Raw genomic sequence first — 1,133 nt, forward strand, 5'->3', positions numbered from 1 at the left:
TGTTCCACCCCTCGTGCGGGGCGATTTTGCAGAGCCATTTTGAAGCCGCGGACAGCTCACCGCATGGTTTTTCTTCGCCTTCGGCTCCGAAGCCATGTCAGTTCGCTGGAAAGGTTTTTTTTTAGAAAACCTCGCTCATCTTTTACCAAGCAGTAAGTCTCCTTTTTTCAGTTTTTTAGCCACTTACCATATTCGCTTTGGTTTGACTTTCAGCTTAACAAAAAAAAACACTGAACCTACGCAGCTTCAGAGCCGAAGGCGAAGAAAAGCTGCGTCGTGAAGTGTCCACGGCTTCAAGATGGCTCTGCAAAATTGATCTGAACGAGGGGTGGAACAGTGCTTTGCACGGCCCCCCGAGGAAGATCGGTTTGGCTTGCCAGATTGAAGCTCAATGGGGCAGCGGGGGCTTGCCCCCGACGTATCTTTCTTACATATACCACCGATAAATGTGCGAACTTTTTACCTGTAAAGGTGAACAAGGCCGCAGCTGCTCATCGACTCCAAAAACTGTCGTGTAATGAGCTCATAGCAAGATAATTTTCTCAATCTGCTTATTTTCAATTATTTGTGTTTGTTTTTTTTTCTTGAATTGTTCTCCTTAATGAGGCTATAATAGCTAGCAACAAGAAGGTAGTTATGAGCGGAATCTCACCAATTCCAACATTAAAGGCACTTTATTTATCAGCTGCGCCGAAAAACTCGGTCCTTTAGGGCCGAGATGAAAGGCGCAAAATACTCATTCTATTGGTTTTTGCTGGTTTTCGATATATTGCCTGATTATTGAGATAGGAGCTCCTCCGCAACTACCAGCAAAATAACTTGGGGACCAAAAGTTATTGCCCCATAATGCCTTTTGAACTGAAGGATATCCTTTTTTTCGAATAAGCCGGGAAGAAACGCCTTTTAAAGAGTTAACTAAGTTAGAGATAGCAACCTTTGGAGGGTAGTTAATAAGTAGATGTACATGATCGTACTCTCCTTCAAATTCTATAAGCTCTGCTTGAAAATCTTGGCAGACCTTTTGGAAGATTTCTCTTAGCTCCTTAAGAACCCTTTTCGTGAAGACCCTCTTTCGATACTTTGTAACAAAGACCAAATGAGTATGTAGTAGAAAAACACACGATCTTCCTCTT

The 1,133-nt window shown here is 42.8% G+C and carries 1 protein-coding gene; it reads right to left on the reverse strand.

Going from position 1 to position 1,133, the window contains the following annotated elements:
- Positions 1 to 736: 736 nt before the first annotated feature.
- Positions 737 to 1,133: IS200/IS605 family transposase (tnpA, locus tag NEPTK9_RS10090; protein ID WP_194847646.1), on the reverse strand; the 397-nt coding region annotated here is incomplete at its 5' end.

The sequence above is a fragment of the Candidatus Neptunochlamydia vexilliferae genome (assembly GCF_015356785.1).
Lineage (GTDB): Bacteria > Chlamydiota > Chlamydiia > Chlamydiales > Simkaniaceae > Neptunichlamydia > Neptunichlamydia vexilliferae.